General features: G+C 55.8%; 19 protein-coding genes. 8 read left to right on the top strand and 11 right to left on the bottom strand.

The genetic code is table 11. The annotated features are described in order from the left end of the window. Window positions 1–78 precede the first annotated feature (78 nt). The 6 genes from cpxP (at window position 79) to O1724_RS22750 (ending at window position 6,223) form a co-directional block, all read left to right on the top strand. Window positions 79–585, top strand: a complete 507-nt coding sequence (gene cpxP / locus O1724_RS22775; RefSeq protein WP_003862006.1) for a cell-envelope stress modulator CpxP — start codon at window positions 79–81, stop codon at window positions 583–585. A 153-nt stretch (window positions 586–738) separates the two neighbouring features. Beyond that, on the top strand, window positions 739–1,623 hold the full coding sequence (fieF, locus tag O1724_RS22770) for a CDF family cation-efflux transporter FieF (protein WP_022652064.1): 885 nt from the start codon (window positions 739–741) through the stop codon (window positions 1,621–1,623). 184 nt (window positions 1,624–1,807) lie between these two features. Continuing rightward, a complete protein-coding gene (gene pfkA, locus O1724_RS22765; protein WP_003862009.1) occupies window positions 1,808–2,770 on the top strand; it encodes a 6-phosphofructokinase in 963 nt (320 codons plus the stop codon). 230 nt (window positions 2,771–3,000) lie between these two features. After that, window positions 3,001–3,990, top strand: coding sequence for a sulfate ABC transporter substrate-binding protein (locus tag O1724_RS22760; protein WP_003862012.1), 990 nt, complete (start codon window positions 3,001–3,003; stop codon window positions 3,988–3,990). A gap of 111 nt (window positions 3,991–4,101) precedes the next feature. Further along, entirely contained in the window at window positions 4,102–4,845 is a 744-nt protein-coding gene (locus O1724_RS22755; RefSeq protein ID WP_003862014.1) for a CDP-diacylglycerol diphosphatase, read from the top strand. Between the two features lie 73 nt (window positions 4,846–4,918). After that, on the top strand, window positions 4,919–6,223 hold the full coding sequence (locus tag O1724_RS22750; protein WP_032608110.1) for an SLC13 family permease: 1,305 nt from the start codon (window positions 4,919–4,921) through the stop codon (window positions 6,221–6,223). 47 nt (window positions 6,224–6,270) lie between these two features. On the opposite strand, the gene tpiA is transcribed toward O1724_RS22750, so the two are convergent. Both tpiA and O1724_RS22740 read right to left on the bottom strand, forming a co-directional pair. Beyond that, window positions 6,271–7,038 carry a triose-phosphate isomerase gene (gene tpiA, locus O1724_RS22745; protein ID WP_003862019.1) on the bottom strand — a complete coding sequence of 256 codons (768 nt, stop codon included), beginning with the start codon at window positions 7,036–7,038 and terminating at the stop codon, window positions 6,271–6,273. A gap of 111 nt (window positions 7,039–7,149) precedes the next feature. Continuing rightward, the gene (locus tag O1724_RS22740; RefSeq protein ID WP_003862020.1) at window positions 7,150–7,746 is read right to left on the bottom strand and encodes a DUF1454 family protein; all 597 of its coding nucleotides are present in this window, start codon (window positions 7,744–7,746) and stop codon (window positions 7,150–7,152) included. Window positions 7,747–7,858: 112 nt separating this feature from the next. On the opposite strand from O1724_RS22740, the gene O1724_RS22735 reads away from it, so the two are divergent. Then, window positions 7,859–8,278, top strand: a complete 420-nt coding sequence (locus tag O1724_RS22735; RefSeq protein ID WP_003862022.1) for a DUF805 domain-containing protein — start codon at window positions 7,859–7,861, stop codon at window positions 8,276–8,278. Here the strand turns inward: O1724_RS22735 and fpr are convergent, their stop codons facing one another. The 4 genes from fpr to O1724_RS22715 form a co-directional block, all read right to left on the bottom strand. Then, a complete protein-coding gene (gene fpr, locus O1724_RS22730; RefSeq protein ID WP_003862024.1) occupies window positions 8,279–9,025 on the bottom strand; it encodes a ferredoxin--NADP(+) reductase in 747 nt (248 codons plus the stop codon). Between the two features lie 96 nt (window positions 9,026–9,121). After that, window positions 9,122–10,132 (bottom strand): class II fructose-bisphosphatase, encoded by a 1,011-nt coding sequence (glpX, locus tag O1724_RS22725; RefSeq protein ID WP_023315041.1) that lies wholly within the window; start codon window positions 10,130–10,132, stop codon window positions 9,122–9,124. Window positions 10,133–10,255: 123 nt separating this feature from the next. After that, complete coding sequence (gene glpK, locus O1724_RS22720; RefSeq protein WP_003862028.1) at window positions 10,256–11,764, bottom strand: glycerol kinase GlpK; 1,509 nt, start codon at window positions 11,762–11,764, stop codon at window positions 10,256–10,258. Window positions 11,765–11,785: 21 nt separating this feature from the next. Beyond that, on the bottom strand, window positions 11,786–12,631 hold the full coding sequence (locus tag O1724_RS22715) for an MIP/aquaporin family protein (RefSeq protein ID WP_003862030.1): 846 nt from the start codon (window positions 12,629–12,631) through the stop codon (window positions 11,786–11,788). Between the two features lie 399 nt (window positions 12,632–13,030). Here O1724_RS22715 and zapB point away from each other — a divergent pair, with 399 nt between their 5' ends. Further along, window positions 13,031–13,270, top strand: coding sequence for a septal ring assembly protein ZapB (gene zapB, locus O1724_RS22710; protein WP_003862031.1), 240 nt, complete (start codon window positions 13,031–13,033; stop codon window positions 13,268–13,270). A gap of 80 nt (window positions 13,271–13,350) precedes the next feature. Here zapB and rraA read toward each other — a convergent pair whose 3' ends face one another. The 5 genes from rraA to ftsN form a co-directional block, all read right to left on the bottom strand. Then, on the bottom strand, window positions 13,351–13,836 hold the full coding sequence (gene rraA, locus O1724_RS22705; protein ID WP_003862032.1) for a ribonuclease E activity regulator RraA: 486 nt from the start codon (window positions 13,834–13,836) through the stop codon (window positions 13,351–13,353). A 92-nt stretch (window positions 13,837–13,928) separates the two neighbouring features. Beyond that, complete coding sequence (gene menA / locus O1724_RS22700) at window positions 13,929–14,849, bottom strand: 1,4-dihydroxy-2-naphthoate polyprenyltransferase (protein ID WP_022652060.1); 921 nt, start codon at window positions 14,847–14,849, stop codon at window positions 13,929–13,931. A gap of 68 nt (window positions 14,850–14,917) precedes the next feature. After that, window positions 14,918–16,249 (bottom strand): HslU--HslV peptidase ATPase subunit, encoded by a 1,332-nt coding sequence (hslU, locus tag O1724_RS22695; RefSeq protein WP_003862035.1) that lies wholly within the window; start codon window positions 16,247–16,249, stop codon window positions 14,918–14,920. 9 nt (window positions 16,250–16,258) lie between these two features. Continuing rightward, window positions 16,259–16,789 carry an ATP-dependent protease subunit HslV gene (hslV, locus tag O1724_RS22690; RefSeq protein ID WP_003862036.1) on the bottom strand — a complete coding sequence of 177 codons (531 nt, stop codon included), beginning with the start codon at window positions 16,787–16,789 and terminating at the stop codon, window positions 16,259–16,261. Window positions 16,790–16,883: 94 nt separating this feature from the next. Then, window positions 16,884–17,852 (bottom strand): cell division protein FtsN, encoded by a 969-nt coding sequence (gene ftsN / locus O1724_RS22685; protein ID WP_003862037.1) that lies wholly within the window; start codon window positions 17,850–17,852, stop codon window positions 16,884–16,886. Window positions 17,853–17,895 lie beyond the last annotated feature (43 nt).

The raw sequence follows: 17,895 nt of genomic DNA, 5'->3' as shown, positions 1-17,895 counted from the left end.
CCCCTGACGCATGTTTGCAGCCTGAATCGTAGACTGTCTCTCGTTGAATCGCGACACGAAAGATTTTGGGAGCAAGTGATGCGCAAAGTTACCGCTGCCGTCATGGCCTCAACGCTGGCCTTCAGTGCGTTTAGCCAGGCTGCTGTAGCTATCATCAGCGATAACGGTTCCTCAGCAGAGGGCGCAACGCAGCACAGCAGCCAAAGCCATATGTTTGACGGCATAAGTTTAACCGAACATCAGCGTCAACAGATGCGAGATCTGATGCAGAGGGCAAGACACGACCAGCCCCCTGTTAATGTTAGCGAAATGGAGACAATGCATCGCCTTGTCACAGCAGAAAATTTTGACGAAAGCGCTGTACGCGCTCAGGCCGAAAAAATGGCGCAGGAACAGGTTGCCCGCCAGGTAGAGATGGCGAAGGTTCGCAACCAGATGTTCCACCTGCTAACGCCCGAGCAGCAAGCGGTTTTGAATACCAAACATCAGCAACGTATGAACCAGTTGCGTGAGGTTGCACGGATGCAGCGAAGCTCAGATATGACGCTTTTCAGTAGCAATAGCAGTACCCGTAGTAACCAGTAAACCCTGTTTTCCTTGCCATAGACACCATCCCTGTCTTCCCCCACATGATGTGGGGGTTTTTTTTGCCCATCGTTCCGGTTTGTTAACGCTTTATTCATCCTTTCACTCCACCACCATCCGTTATACTAGCGCCATGGCATGACAGGAGTGTTTATGAATCAATCCTATGGACGGCTGGTAAGCCGGGCCGCAATAGCCGCGACGGTGATGGCGTCGTGTTTACTGATCATTAAAATTTTCGCGTGGTGGTACACCGGATCGGTCAGTATTCTGGCGGCGCTGGTGGACTCACTGGTGGATATTGCCGCCTCGCTGACCAACCTGCTGGTGGTGCGCTACTCGCTGCAACCGGCGGATGAAGAGCATACGTTTGGCCACGGCAAAGCGGAATCGCTGGCCGCGCTGGCACAAAGCATGTTTATTTCGGGCTCTGCGCTTTTCCTGTTTTTGACAGGCATTCAGCATCTTGTTTCGCCGTCACCAATGAACGATCCGGGCGTTGGCGTGGTCGTAACGGTAGTTGCTCTTATAAGCACACTTGTTCTTGTAACGTTCCAGCGCTGGGTTGTACGCAAAACACAAAGCCAGGCTGTACGGGCCGATATGCTTCATTATCAGTCTGATGTTATGATGAATGGGGCTATTCTTATTGCGCTTGGTCTGGCCTGGTATGGCTGGCATCGGGCCGATGCGTTGTTTGCGTTAGGGATAGGGATCTATATTTTATACAGCGCCTTGCGGATGGGGTATGACGCGGTACAGTCGCTTCTTGACCGTGCGCTTCCGGATGCAGAACGTGATGAAATTTATGCCATCGTGACCAACTGGCCTGGCGTCAGTGGTGCTCACGATCTTCGTACGCGGCAGTCAGGGCCGACCCGCTTTATTCAGATTCATTTGGAAATGGAAGACAACCTGCCACTGGTTCAGGCGCATATGGTCGCTGAACAGGTGGAGCAGGCGATTTTGCAGCGTTTCCCTGGGTCAGACGTCATTATTCACCAGGACCCATGCTCTGTCGTACCCAGGGCGTTTTGAGCTTTCGTAATTCGTTGTAAAAAAGTGAGCCAGAGCAGCATTTTGTGGATAAATTACCACCATATGGCCTGACCTGAATCAATTCAGCTGGAAGGGATTGATATACTATTTGCAGTATTCGACGGTTGAACAGTTTCTTCCGGCAGCAGATTTCAATTTTGCATTCCTAAGTTCAGAGGTAGTCATGATTAAGAAAATCGGTGTGTTGACAAGCGGCGGTGATGCGCCGGGCATGAACGCGGCAATCCGGGGGGTTGTCCGTGCAGCGCTGACGGAAGGTCTGGAAGTTTTTGGTATCTATGACGGTTACCTGGGTCTGTATGAAGACCGCATGGTTCAGCTCGACCGCTACAGCGTGTCTGACATGATCAACCGTGGCGGTACTTTCCTCGGTTCTGCACGCTTCCCGGAATTCCGTGACGAACACATCCGTGAAGTGGCTATCGAAAACATGAAAAAACGGGGTCTGGATGCGCTGGTGGTTATCGGCGGCGACGGCTCCTACATGGGTGCAAAACGTCTGACTGAAATGGGCTTCCCGTGCATCGGCCTGCCTGGCACCATCGACAACGACATTAAAGGCACCGACTACACCATCGGTTACTTCACCGCGCTGGGTACCGTTGTGGAAGCGATTGACCGCCTGCGTGACACCTCTTCCTCTCACCAGCGTATTTCCATTGTTGAAGTGATGGGCCGTTACTGCGGTGACCTGACTCTGGCGGCGGCAATTGCCGGTGGCTGTGAGTTCGTGGTGGTGCCGGAAGTGGAATTCAGCCGTGAAGATCTGGTCGCTGAAATCAAAGCTGGTATCGCGAAAGGTAAGAAACATGCCATCGTTGCCATCACCGAGCACATCTGTGACGTTGACGAGCTGGCGAAGTACATCGAAACCGAAACCAAACGCGAAACCCGCGCGACCGTTCTGGGTCACATCCAGCGTGGCGGTTCCCCAGGCCCGTACGACCGTATCCTGGCGTCCCGCATGGGCGCGTACGCGATCGAGCTGCTGCTACAGGGCCACGGCGGCCGCTGCGTCGGTATCCAGAACGAGAAACTGGTTCACCATGACATCATCGACGCCATTGAAAACATGAAGCGTCCGTTCAAGGGTGACTGGCTGGACTGTGCGAAAAAACTGTACTGATTGGCTCTGTTGCCCGGTGGTGACAAGGTAAATGCAAAACGGTAACCCTTGGGTTACCGTTTTTTATGGTTGCTCCCTCTCCCGTGGGAGAGGGTTGGGGTGAGGGCATCAGGCCGCTCATTCATTTTTTTATTCCTTCACGTTATAGCCAATCTTTTTTTATTCTTTAATCATCGATTAGCTTTCTGGCACGCTGCATTCATCAAAACACTACACAAGAGAGCTGGGCGATGAATAAATGGGGCGTGGGGTTAACATTATTGCTGGCATCAACCAGCGTTCTGGCAAAGGACATTCAGTTACTGAATGTGTCGTACGATCCGACGCGTGAACTGTACGACCAGTACAACAAAGCTTTCGCGGCGCACTGGAAACAGGAAACCGGCGATAACGTGGTGGTTCGCCAGTCTCACGGCGGTTCCGGTAAGCAGGCGACATCGGTGATCAACGGTATCGAAGCCGACGTGGTGACCCTGGCGCTGGCTTATGACGTGGATGCGATCGCGGAGCGTGGCCGTATCGACAAAAACTGGATCAAGCGCCTGCCGGACAACTCTGCGCCATACACCTCGACCATCGTCTTCCTGGTGCGCAAAGGCAACCCGAAACAGATTAAAGACTGGAACGACCTGATTAAGCCGGGCGTGTCTGTCATTACCCCGAACCCGAAAAGTTCCGGCGGCGCACGCTGGAACTACCTGGCGGCCTGGGGCTACGCGCTGCACCACAACAACGGCGATCAGGCCAAAGCACAGGACTTCGTCAAAGCACTGTTTAAAAACGTCGAAGTGCTGGACTCCGGCGCGCGCGGCGCAACCAACACCTTCGTCGAGCGCGGCATCGGCGACGTGCTGATCGCCTGGGAAAACGAAGCCCTGCTGGCGACCAACGAGCTGGGTAAAGACAAGTTCGAGATCGTCACCCCGAGCGAATCGATCCTCGCTGAGCCGACCGTCTCCGTCGTCGATAAGGTTGTTGATAAGAAGGGCACCAAAGCGGTGGCGGAAGCCTACCTGAAGTACCTCTACTCACCGGAAGGGCAGGAAATTGCGGCGAAAAACTTCTACCGCCCACGCGATGAGGCCGTCGCGAAGAAATACGAAAACGCCTTCCCGAAACTGAAGCTGTTTACTATCGATGATGTTTTTGGCGGCTGGACCAAAGCGCAGAAAGAGCACTTTTCTAACGGCGGCACCTTCGACCAGATCAGCAAGCGCTAAGCGTTTTACAAAGAACGACACGGTAACCCGGTGTGAGAAATCCGCCGGGTTTTTTATTTGGTCATCATTTTGCGTTACTCTTTTGCCTCTATTGAAAACAGGGAACGCGTTGTGAAAAAAATTATCTTACTGATTCTGATCGTTATCGCCCTTGCCGCAGGCGGCGTGTACTGGATGAAAGCGGGTAATCCGAATGCGTTGCGTCATATTGTTCTCGACCAGTGTGTGCCCAACCAGCTGCATAACCGTAACCCGGCACCGTGCGCGCAGGTGAAGCCAGATGCGGGCTACGTGGTGTTCAAAGACCGCAACGGACCGCTGCAATACCTGCTGATGCCCACGTACCGTATCAACGGCACTGAAAGCCCGCTGCTGACAGAGCCGCAGACACCGAATTTCTTCTGGCTGGCATGGCAGTCTCGTCATTTTATGAGCATGAAACGAGGGGCCGACGTGCCTGACAGCGCCGTTTCGCTAACCATCAACTCCCCGACCGGGCGCACGCAAAACCATTTTCATATCCACATCTCCTGTCTGCGCCCAGACGTGCGCGAGAAGCTGAACGCGTCGCAGGGGCAAATCAGCACCCAGTGGTTACCGCTTCCGGGCGGGCTGGAAGGGCATGAATACCTTGCCCGTCGGGTGACGGAGAACGAACTGGTGCAGCGCAGCCCGTTTATGATGCTGGCGGAAGAGCTGCCAGAAGCGCGCGACCATATGGGACGCTTCGCGCTGGCGATGGCGCAGCAGTCAGACGGCTCGTTTGTATTGCTGGCGACAGAGCGTAATTTGCTTACCTTTAACCGCGCGTCAGCTGAGGAATTGCAGGATCATCAATGCGATATCCTGAAGTGACCCCACCATAAATAGCGTTTACTCGCCCTGCCTGTCGCCGTAGACTTGCTGAAAAATTCTACAGGAGACAGGTATGTCGCTCTGGTTAACGCATCCTCTGCTGCTTCCCTCGCTGATCGTCGGCGTCACCATCGTGCTGTGGGCGACGTCGCTGTTGCCCGAATTTATCACCGCGCTGCTGTTTTTCACGGCGGCGATGGCCGCCAGAATCGCCCCGCCGGAAGTAATCTTCGGCGGCTTCGCCTCGTCTGCCTTCTGGCTGGTGTTCAGCGGCTTTGTGCTGGGTGTGGCGATTCGGAAAACCGGCCTGGCGGACAGGGCCGCCCGGGCGCTGTCGGCAAAGCTTACCGACTCCTGGGTGCTGATGGTGGCAAGCGTTGTGCTACTGAGCTATGCCCTGGCATTCGTGATGCCGTCGAACATGGGACGTATTGCTCTGCTGATGCCGATTGTCGCCGCGATGGCGAAGCGGGCCGGCATTCCTGATGGCTCGCGGGCCTGGTTTGGCCTGGCGCTGGCGGTCGGGTTTGGCACCTTCCAGCTCTCGGCCACTATTTTGCCCGCCAACGTGCCCAACCTGGTGATGAGCGGCGCGGCGGAAGGCTCATACGGTATCCACCTCAACTATGTCCCGTATCTGCTGCTGCACACGCCGGTGCTGGGTATTCTCAAAGGCCTGATTCTGATTGGCCTGATCTGCTGGCTGTTCCCCGGCAACCCGAAACCGGCGAAGGATCTCGCGCCATCGGAACCGATGGGGCGTGACGAAAAACGGCTCGCCTGGCTGCTGGCGGTGGTGTTGACGATGTGGGTGACGGAGAGCTGGCACGGCGTGGGCCCAGCGTGGACAGGGCTGGCGGCCTCGGTCGTCGTTATGCTGCCGCGTATAGGTTTTATCACCGGGGAGGAGTTCTCGGCGGGGGTGAATATGCGCACCTGTATTTACGTCGCGGGTATACTCGGGCTGGCCATTACGGTGACGCAGACCGGTATCGGTGCGGCCGTAGGCGAGGCGTTGCTCCATATCATGCCGCTGGATGCAGATCGCCCGTTTACCAGCTTCCTGGCGCTGACGGGGATCACCACGGCGCTCAACTTCATTATGACCGCCAATGGCGTTCCGGCGCTGTACACCACGCTGGCGCAGAGCTTCTCGGACGCGACCGGCTTCCCGCTGCTGTCGGTGATCATGATTCAGGTGCTGGGGTATTCCACACCGTTGCTGCCGTATCAGGCGTCGCCGATTGTGGTGGCGATGGGCTTAGGGAAAGTGCCTGCGAAGGCGGGGATGCTGCTCTGCCTGGCGCTGGCGATTGCGACGTATCTGGTGCTGCTGCCGCTGGATTATTTGTGGTTTAGCGTATTAGGACGTTTGTAGTGGTTTTGTAGGGCGGGTTAGCGAAGCGCCACCCGCCCCAAAGGCAATTACGCCTGCTTAGCCGCTTCTGCCGCTTTAACGATCACCGCGAAAGCGTCTGCTTTCAGGGATGCGCCGCCAACCAGCGCGCCATCGATGTCTGGCTGGGTGAACAGCTCAGCTGCGTTTGATGCGTTAACGGAACCGCCGTACTGGATGATGACCTGCTCCGCCACTTTCGCGTCTGCTTTTGCAATGTGGTCACGAATGAACTTGTGCACCGCCTGTGCCTGCGCTGGAGTTGCAGATTTGCCGGTACCGATCGCCCAGACTGGCTCGTAAGCGATAACCGCGCCTTCGAACGCTGCCGCGCCCTGGGTTTTCAGCACAGCGTCGATCTGACGTGCGCACACTTCTTCGGTTTTACCCGCTTCGTTTTCTGCTTCGGTTTCACCGATGCACAGAACCGGGATCAGACCCTGCTCTTTCAGCACAGCGAATTTCTTCGCGATGAACTCGTCAGATTCTTTGTGGTAGGTGCGACGCTCAGAGTGGCCGATGATGATGTATTTCGCGCCGATGTCTTTCAGCATTTCAGCGGAGGTTTCACCGGTAAACGCGCCAGACAGGTTAACGTCAACGTTCTGCGCGCCCAGAATGATGTGGCTGCCGTCAGCGGCACGTTTAGCCAGATCCAGGTACATATCCGGCGGAGCGATAGCAACCGCGCAGCCGGTCACGCCAGCCAGCTCTTTACGCAGGTTAGCAACCAGTTCGTTTACCATGTGGCGGCTGCCGTTCAGTTTCCAGTTACCCATCACTAAAGGATGTCGCATTTCAATTCTCCACGCTCAATAAGCGAATTAAGGAATATGGCCACCCTTAAGGGCAGCATGGTCTGTGAATCAGTATAGAGATTTTCCCTCGAAAGGCTTTGCTTTTTGTCATTAATTCGCCCCCTCGAGTGCGTCTGATAGGGCCAGCTTAATCGGTTCAACCGCGAAGGTCAGCCCCTTTTCGCCGTTATCTGCGACGACATAGCGAACGGCACCTTCCGTATCGGCGTAATAGCGTTTGTTTTTCCCCGCGGTAAGTAGTTTTTGCAGCTTTTGCTGGCTTTGTGCTTTCGTGAAGGTGGGGGTAAAGGCGCGCAGAATAGCGCTCATGTACTCCAGCGCTTTCGCTTTCGCCGCTTTCTGCTCTGGGCCCTGAATCGGCAGCCAGGTGATCTGCATGCTTTTGATTTTTAACGTTCCGCGCTCAAGGGCGGTAGAGGCATACAGATTCTCGTTAATTTTGCTGGCCGCGCGGGTCAGGGTCGGCGTATCGCGGGCGCTGTCAATCGCTCGGAACTCTCCCAACGGAAGTGAGGGGTTTTCTTTGTTGAAGGCTTCGCGGAACTGGCTGATAGATTGATCGAAAGAGGGAGCGCCCGCCAGAAGATAGGGGGCGGTGACCGGGGAAGCCGTTTCCGTGGCGTACAGGGAAAAACTGGCGCTCAGCATCGCTAAACACAAATAAAGAGAGTGTGCCGAACTTTTCATCAACATTGCCCCTGGCCGTCATTGCCCATGATTAAAACGATATCTGGTCGGCTTGTCAAAAGGTCACAACTCCAGGGTAAAATGCGGGCTAAACAATAATAAGGAACCTTACATGACCATACAGCAGTGGCTGTTTTCATTCAAAGGGCGTATTGGGCGCCGTGACTTCTGGATCTGGATTGCAACGTGGGTTGTCGCCATGCTGCTTCTGTTTTTTGTTGCCTACAACGCATGGCTGAGCACGCAAACCGCGGCATTTGCGCTGGTCTGTTTACTGTGGCCAACCGCCGCCGTGGTGGTGAAACGTCTGCACGATCGTGGCCGCTCCGGCGCATGGGCTTTCCTGATTATTCTGGCGTGGATGCTGGTGGCGGGGAACTGGTCATTGCTGCCCTCAATCCTCCCATGGGTGGTGGGCAGACTGCTGCCGACGGTTATCTTTGTAATGATGGTTGTCGAACTGGGCGCGTTTATCGGCACCCAGAGCGAGAACAAATATGGAAAAGATACCCTTGAGGTGAAGTACCGCTGATCACCAGTAGTGTTCAGCGGTCATGTGGCCCGGCCGGCGGCGAAGGTGCTTCGTCATCTGTCGGGTATCTTTCAGCAGCTGCTGCGTATCGCGTACCATCTGCGGGTTACCGCACAGCATCACATGGCTGGTTTCGGTATTCATCGGTAAACCCACCGCCTCTTCCAGCGCGCCGCTTTCAATCAACGCCGGAACGCGACCGGTTAACGAGCCAGCTGCGGTTTCGCGGCTGACCACCGTCTGAATTTTTAACTTTCCGCCATATCGCTGTTCCAGCGCCTGCATCTGCGGCAAATAGCTCAGGTCTGCGGCGTAGCGCGCGGCGTGAACCAGCACGATATTTTTAAAGCGCTCCAGATCTTTGCCGTATTGCAGAATGGAAAGATACGGGCCGATGGCCGTGCCGGTCGCCAGCATCCAGAGCGTGTCACAGTCGGGGATTTCATCCAGCACGAAGAACCCCGCCGCGTCGGAGACAATCTGCACTTCATCGCCTGGCTTCAGCGCGGCGAGGCGCGGGCTGAGCTTACCGTCCGGGACGGTGACCAGATAGAACTCAAGGTCCGGGTTATCAGGCGCATTAACGTAAGAGTAGGCGCGCTGTACGCGTTCACCGTCGATATCCAGCCCGAGTTTGGCAAACTGCCCGGCAGTAAACGGATGAACGGGAGCGTGCAGCGTGAGGCTAAATAGCGCATCGGTCCAGAACTGTACCTTTGTGACTTTACCTGTTACCCAGTCCGCCATGATCTTCTCCTGTGCTGTTTCTCTCTTCTATCTTCCGTACTTGTGGGAAACATTTCCAGCCCATTCGGGCCGGAAAGCTCTATCGATCAAACGGTTTTACAGAATGTGCGTCTGTACGTCCGGATCTTTACGATCGAGATAATGAATGGACTTAATGCGGCGAATAGTGCGGGATTTACCGCGGATCAGCAGGGTTTCAGTGGTGGCCATGTTGCCCTTGCGGGTGATGCCGTCCAGCAGATCGCCTTTGGTGATGCCGGTTGCGGAGAAGACCACGTTATCGCTGCGGGCCATCTCGTTTAGCGCGAGCACTTTATTGGCCTCGATGCCCATCGCCGCGCAGCGCGCCAGTTCGTCTGCACCAATGCGAAGGTTCTCGTCGCTGTCGCCTTTGACCTCATGGCGTGGCAGCAGACGCGCCTGCATATCGCCGTCCAGCGCGCGGATCACTGCCGCAGAGACCACACCCTCCGGCGCGCCGCCGATGCCGTAAAGCACGTCGACTTCGCTGTCAGGCATGCAGGTCAGAATAGAGGCGGCAACGTCGCCATCCGGAATAGCAAATACGCGCACGCCAAGCGTTTGCAGGTACGCGATGGTGGCGTCGTGGCGCGGTTTTGCCAGAATGGTCACGGTGAGTTCGCTGAGCGCTTTACCCAGCGCCGCAGCGATATTGCGCAGGTTGGCGTCCAGCGGCAGACTAAGGTCGATAGCGCCTTTAGCGCCAGGACCGACGATCAGCTTTTCCATGTACATATCGGGCGCGTTGAGGAAGCAGCCCTTATCGCCCACCGCCAGTACCGCCAGCGCGTTGGCCTGGCCCATCGCCGTCATGCGCGTGCCTTCGATCGGGTCGACCGCGATATCCACCGCATCGCCTTTGCCGGTCCCGACCTTTTCACCGATGTAGAGCATCGGCGCTTCGTCGATCTCGCCTTCACCGATGACGATAGTGCCGTCGATGTTAACCTGATTAAGCACAATGCGCATGGCGTGGACGGCTGCGCCGTCTGCGGTATTTTTGTCGCCACGGCCCAGCCACTTGTAGCCTGCGAGGGCGGCAGCTTCGGTGACGCGGGAAAACTCGATAGCAAGTTCACGTTTCATGAGGTACTCGTACAATCAAAAGGAATTGCACGAAGTTTATCACAGAGTGGGGAGGGGCGAGGGGACCGGTGCGGTTGGAGCCCCTCACCCTAACCCTCTCCCCAGGGGAGAGGGAATATAGGCTTACTCGTCGTGCTCTTCCCACGCCAGGGCACGTTTCACCGCTTTCTTCCAGCCGCTGTAGCGGTAGTTGCGCTCGGTGGTTTCGATGCCAGGACGGAATTCGCGTTCGATAACCGCTTTTTCCTGAAGCTCGTCGAGGTTTTGCCAGAAGCCAACCGCCAGACCTGCCAGATACGCCGCGCCCAGCGCCGTCACTTCTCGCACCTCAGGACGTTCAACGCGAGTGCCCAGAATGTCGGACTGGAACTGCATCAGAAAGTTGTTGGCTACTGCACCGCCGTCCACGCGCAGGGCGTGCAGACGAATGCCAGAGTCAGCCTGCATCGCTTCCAGCACGTCGCGCGTCTGGTAGGCGATGGATTCCAGCGTCGCGCGAATGATGTGGTTAGAGTTCACGCCGCGCGTCAGGCCGAAAATCGCGCCGCGGGCGTACGGATCCCAGTACGGTGCGCCCAGACCGGTGAACGCTGGCACCACGTACACGCCGTTGGTGTCTTTCACTTTGGTCGCGAAGTATTCGGAGTCAAACGCGTCGCTAATCAGCTTCATCTCGTCGCGCAGCCACTGAATGGAGGCACCCGCCATGAATACCGCGCCTTCCAGGGCATAGTTCACTTCGCCGCGCGGGCCGCAGGCGATGGTGGTCAGCAGACCGTTTTCTGATTTCACCGCTTTCTCGCCCGTGTTCATCAGCATAAAGCAGCCGGTGCCGTAGGTGTTCTTCGCCATCCCTTCTTTTACGCACAGCTGGCCGAACAGGGCTGCCTGCTGGTCACCGGCGATACCGGCGATAGGAATACGCGTGCCGCCTTTACCGCCAATGTTGGTCTGACCGTACACTTCTGAAGATTTACGCACGTCTGGCAGCATCGCTCGCGGAATGTCCAGCGCGTCCAGCATCTTGTCATCCCACTCCAGAGTGTTGATGTTGAACAGCATGGTGCGCGAGGCGTTGGTGTAGTCGGTGACGTGAACGCGTCCCTGAGTCATCTTCCAGATAAGCCAGGTATCGACGGTACCGAAGAGCAGCTCGCCACGACGTGCGCGCTCGCGTGAACCTTCCACGTGGTCGAGGATCCACTTCACTTTGGTGCCGGAGAAATAGGGGTCAACCACCAGGCCGGTGGCGCTGCGCACGTACTCTTCCATCCCGTCGCGCTTCAGCTGTTCGCAGATCTCTGACGTACGGCGGCACTGCCAGACGATGGCGTTGTAGATGGGCTTACCGGTTTCGCGCTCCCAGACCACAGTCGTTTCACGCTGGTTGGTGATACCGATAGCGGCAATCTGGTCAGAACTGATGTCGGCTTTCGCCAGCACTTCCACCAGCGTGGAGCTTTGTGACGCCCAGATCTCCATCGGGTCGTGTTCAACCCAGCCTGGACGCGGATAAATTTGCTCAAATTCGCGTTGAGACACGCTGACAATGTTCGCGTCATGATCCATTACGACAGCGCGGGAGCTGGTAGTGCCCTGGTCGAGCGCAACGATATATTTTTTTTCGGTCATGGTATGTGTCCCGTAGTCAGATTACAGCGAAGCTTTTTGTTGTGTGGTGGAAGTTGTCTCTTTTTCCTCTTCCACACAGGTGTCGCACGGTAAGTGGCGACCAATTAATTTGCGATAGCCGAATGCGCCCAGTGCCGCCCCTACAATTGGCCCGAACAGCGGAACCAGGAAGTAAGGAATGTCTTTGCCGCCCGTGAAGGCGACATCGCCCCATCCCGCAAAGAAGGCGAAGGTTTTTGGACCCAGGTCACGCGCCGGATTCATCGCAAAACCGGTCAGCGGACCCATGGATGCGCCAATCACCGCAATCAGAAGGCCAATCAGAAGTGGTGCCAGCGGGCCGCGCGGAATGCCGTTTCCGTCGTCGCCCAGCGCCATAATGACGCCCATCAGAATAGCGGTAATCACCATTTCAACTGCGAACGCCTGCACAAAATTGATATGCGGATTCGGATACGTTGAGAAAATGCCTGCCAGATCCAGACTTTCGACACTGCCACGCACCATATGATGCGTCTGTTCGAAGTCGATGAAAAGATTGTAATAAAGCCCGTAAACTAACGCCGCTGCGCAAAAGGCGCCGGCAAATTGCGAAATGATGAAAGGAACAACTTTGCGTCCGTCAAAGCACGCGAATAGCCACAACGCGATGGTCACCGCCGGGTTAAGATGTGCGCCGGAAACCCCTGCGGTCAGGTAGATGGCCATCGCCACGCCCAGACCCCAGATAATACTGATTTCCCACTGACCAAAACTGGCACCCGCCACTTTCAGTGCAGCGACACAGCCTACTCCGAAGAATATCAACAACCCGGTACCCAGGAACTCGGCAATGCACTGGCCTTTTAAGGTTGATGTCTGACTCATAATCGGAATCCTGCAAAAGAGTAATGTTTATTGTTTGCGTGACCGCCCGTGACAGTCACGATGCCCTGTAGACATAGTGTTAATTTATCGTTAACGAGCACAAACGAGAAATATCGAAATCGAAATGTGTGGTCTGTGTCAATAAAATGAGCGTTTTCGCGCCATAAAGCGCGTTTTTGCATCAGGTAATGATTGTGGGTTGAATCATTTCTTTAACTTATGGGTTAACAACTTAGGGGTATATGCGGCGAACGCACCAGGACGAGGCCGAAAAGTGTTGCAAACCACGATCTGCGTGGCATGCCGCTGGACAGGGGCGACGGCGCTCCATACAATCGGAACATATGTTGTGCGCGTTTACGTTAAAGCGTCGCCTTGCAATTCAGGAGAGGTAGGATCATGTCTTTAGAAGTGTTTGAGAAACTGGAATCGAAAGTACAGCAGGCGATTGACACCATCACGCTGCTGCAAATGGAAATTGAAGAACTGAAAGAGAAGAACAACTCCCTGTCTCAGGAAGTTCAGAACGCTCAGCACAGCCGCGAAGAACTGGAGCGCGAAAACAACCAGCTGCGCGAACAGCAGAACGGCTGGCAGGAACGCTTGCAGGCGCTGCTGGGACGTATGGAAGAAGTCTGATTTCCTTGGGAATGAATTGAACAGGCCGGGTAAGGCGTAGCCGCCACCCGGCTTTTTTATGCATCTCGCTTACCGATTAACTACTCAATATCCAGCGCATCCTCAGAAAGGATAATGCCGGTATTGTCAGCATAAAGGTGGTCACCCGAGAAGAAGGTCACGCCGCCGAAGTTAACGCGCACGTCGCTTTCGCCGATGCCTTCACCCGCTGCGCCAACCGGAATGGCGGCAATGGCCTGAATACCGATATCCAGATCTTCCAGATCGTCCACCTGGCGCACGGAGCCGTAGACCACAATCCCTTCCCACTCGTTTTGCACCGCAAGGCGGGCGAGGTCCGCATCGATCAGTGCACGGCGCACTGAACCGCCACCATCCACCAGCAGAACGCGGCCACGGCCGTTCTCTTCGAGCAGATCGTACAGCAACCCGTTGTCCTCGAAACATTTCACCGTGATGATTTGTCCGCCAAACGACGACCGTCCACCAAAGTTGGAGAACAGGGGTTCAACGACGTTGACATCTTCCTGGTAGATGTCACAAAGCTCGGAGGTATCGTATTTCATAGGTTTAACGCTCTGTTGCTGCGAATGTGTTCAGTATATCGTGCGAAATGCGTTGTTGGCAAAATCATCAATTGTTAATTGATATTTGTCAGCTAACTCAGCGTCTGGCTTAAGACAATCCCGATGACGAACAGCAGGTTAGTCAGTAACGCGCCTTTTACCGTACGTTCCAGCATCGGTGGCATGGCGGCCGGGCTGCGTTCACGCATGACATAGCGGGCCTGCTTAATCAGCAGCGGTGCGGCGAGCACAAACAGCCAGCCCCACAGGCTGTGCAGAGAGATCAGATTGAACAGTGCCAGGCAGACCAGCGCGCCGATGAGCAGGAAGGCGTGATAGCGGCGTGCATTCACCGGACCCAGACGCACGGCCAGCGTGTTTTTACCGTTCTCGCGGTCGCTGTCGATGTCGCGCAGGTTATTGATATTTAGCACCGCTGTCGCCAGCAGGCCACAGGCGGTCGCGGGCAGGAACAGGGCAGGGATCACCGTATGCGCCTGCAAGTACCAGCTTCCCATCACGCTTAGCCAGCCGAAGAAAACCAGCACGGAGATATCGCCCAGGCCAATATATCCGTAAGGGCGCGTGCCGACGGTATAGGTAATGGCCGCGATAATGGCGAGCAGGCCCAGCACCAGGAAGCCAATGAAGTCGCTGGTGGTTTTCGAGGCGACCGTCACCAGCGCCAGCCCGGACAGGCAAATTAACACCACGGTGATAATCAACGCCCGCTTCATCTGTGCCTGGGTGATCACCCCTTTTTGCATCCCGCGCAGCGGCCCGATACGGTCAGGCTTGTCGCTGCCCTTTACCGCATCGCCGTAATCATTGGCGAGATTAGAGAGGATTTGCAGCAGCCCGGCGGTGACAAGCGCCAGGCCTGCTACCAGCGGATCGAAATGACCCTGCCACCAGGCAAGCGTGGTACCGACAATAATGGCGGCAAAAGCCAGAGGAAGCGTTTTAGGGCGCAGACTTTCGAGCCACGCCTGTGTACGGCTGATATCAGTCATAGTTATTTAGCCAATAAAAATGGGGGCCATATCCCCCATCAACAGTGATGAAAATGCATTGAACGCGATTATAGAATAAAACGGCTCAGATCTTCATCTGCCACTAACGCATCCAGGTGTTTGCCCACATAGTCTGCGTCAATGGTAATGCTTTGACCGTTAAGGTCGCTCGCATCATAAGAGATGTCTTCCATCAGGCGTTCCAGCACGGTGTGCAGACGACGCGCACCGATGTTCTCGGTGGTTTCGTTGACCTGCCACGCGGCCTGGGCGATGCGCTTGATACCGTCATCGGTAAATTCAATGTTCACGCCTTCGGTCGCCATCAGCGCTTTGTACTGTACGGTCACAGAAGCGTTTGGCTCAGTCAGGATACGTTCGAAATCTTCGGTGGTCAGCGCCTGCAACTCAACGCGGATTGGCAGACGACCCTGGAGTTCCGGGATCAGGTCAGACGGGCTGGCAATCTGGAACGCACCGGAGGCGATAAACAGAATGTGGTCAGTCTTAACCATGCCGTGCTTGGTGGAGACGGTGCACCCTTCCACCAGCGGCAGCAGGTCGCGCTGAACGCCTTCGCGGGAGACATCCGGGCCGGACGCGTTGCCGCGCTTACAGATTTTGTCGATTTCGTCGATAAACACGATACCGTGCTGCTCAACCGCGTCGATAGCGTCCTGTTTCAGCTCCTCCGGGTTAACCAGCTTCGCGGCTTCTTCTTCAATCAGCAGCTTCATCGCGTCTTTGATTTTCAGCTTACGCGCTTTCTGCTTCTGCCCGCCCAGGTTCTGGAACATGGACTGCAACTGGCTGGTCATCTCTTCCATGCCCGGAGGCGCCATAATTTCCACGCCCATTGGCGCGGCAGCGAGATCGATCTCAATCTCTTTATCGTCCAGCTCGCCTTCGCGCAGTTTTTTACGGAATGCCTGACGCGCAGCAGAAGGTTCAGACTGCTGTTCAGCCTGTCCCCAGTTGTTTTTTGCCGGTGGGATCAGCACGTCGAGAATACGCTCTTCGGCCATCTCTTCGGCGCGATAGCGGTTTTTCTCAATCGCCTGGACGCGCACCATCTTAATCGCCGAATCGGTCAGATCGCGGATGATGGAGTCCACTTCTTTACCCACATAGCCCACTTCGGTGAACTTGGTGGCTTCAACTTTGATGAAGGGCGCGTTAGCCAGTTTGGCCAGACGACGGGCGATTTCGGTTTTACCCACACCGGTCGGGCCGATCATCAGAATATTTTTTGGCGTCACTTCGTGGCGAAGCTCTTCGTCGAGCTGCATGCGACGCCAGCGGTTACGCAGTGCGATAGCCACGGAGCGCTTGGCATTGTCCTGGCCGATAATGTGTTTGTTCAGTTCGCTGACAATTTCGCGTGGGGTCATTTCAGACATGGGCGATCCTTACGCTTTAGACGGTAATTCTTCGATGGTGTGATTGTGGTTGGTATAGATGCAGATATCACCTGCAATATCCAACGCTTTCACCGCGATATCGCGCGCGTTCATGTCGGTATTTTCCAACAGCGCACGGGCTGCGGCCTGGGCGTACGGGCCGCCAGAGCCGATGGCAATCAGGTCGTTTTCAGGCTGAACTACGTCGCCGTTACCGGTGATGATCAGCGAGGCGTTTTCGTCAGCCACGGCCAGCAGCGCTTCGAGCTTGCGTAGCATGCGGTCGGTACGCCAGTCTTTTGCCAGCTCAACGGCGGCTTTCACCAGATGACCCTGATGCATTTCCAGTTTGCGTTCAAACAGTTCAAACAGCGTGAAGGCATCAGCCGTGCCGCCTGCGAAACCGGCGATCACTTTGTCGTTATAAAGACGACGTACTTTCTTCACGTTGCCTTTCATGACGGTATTACCCAGCGTGGCCTGGCCATCACCGGCAATTACCACCTGGCCGTTACGGCGTACACTTACTATTGTTGTCACGAGCAGACCCCCTGGTTACAGATTCGGGAAACAGAAGCCCTGAGCCTGTGCTCAGGGCTGAATTAAATGATAGATGGGGGGGATTTTGGGGGTTTCAACCCCCGGAGGCGAGTCGAATGCAGTTTGTGTGGCCAGCCACTTTCAAACGGGAAATGGTGCCGTCTGCGTTTTCTTTGCCTTTGACCGGTCCAATCACTACGCGATTCCAGCCGTTATTGGTGGTAATGCGTGAGTCAAATCCTTCAAATGCCAGCTGAGCACGCACCGTTTCTGCCTGTTCGGCGCCTTTAAACGAACCGCACTGAACCATCCAGCGGCGTTCATCTTTTTTCTCAGCCGTCTGCTTCGGCACCTCGGTCTCTTTGGTGACCGGCGCAGCCTGCTGCGTTTTTGGCTGTTGCGCAGTGGTATGCGCAGGCGTCTGCAACAGATCCTGATACGGCTGTGCCGTTTGCTTCTGCGGCTGCGCCTTCGGTTGCTGCTGGACAGGCTGAGTTTGTACGGTACGCGTCTGCTGCTGCGGTTGTGAACGCGGCTGCTGTACCGGCTGCGTCTGCGTCCACTGCTGCTGTTGCGTTTGCTGCTGAGCCTGACGCTGGCGCTGCAATGTTTGCTGACGCTGCGCCGGGGTTTGTTCGTTCCACGGCACTTCGTTCAACTGCGTAGGCTGCTGGCGCATGTCCGCCTGCATCTGAGCGAGCAATTGACGCTGTTCGTCCGTCAGCTGATCGGCATTCTTCACTTCACCCCCGGCAGAAGGCTCGGTAGGCGCACGTACGCCAGGCTGGCGGCTTTCCAGCTCTTTAATGTAGCGCCAGCGCTCTTCAGGCTTAGGAGGAAGGCCGTTGCCGACGACCTTGTTACCCTGAAGGGCTTCAGACTCTTCTTTTTTATGATGCGTAATGAAGTAGAGGCCGCCAATAAAGGCCACCAGCACGGCCGCAGCAATGGCGACCATGGCTGGGGAGACAGCAGACAGGCTACGTTGCTTGCTTTTTGAACTACTCTTTTTGCGTCGCGAAGGTGCCGGCTGGCCGCGACGTACATAATCTCGTTGTGCCACTATCGTTTCGCTGTATTTATTCGTTCGTCAGCCCGCCATGTTA

It is taken from the genome of Enterobacter cloacae complex sp. HYC074_NIDB (assembly GCF_056673345.1).
Note: the sequence above shows the minus strand (reverse complement) of the source record. Positions and strands in the feature narration are given on the sequence as shown.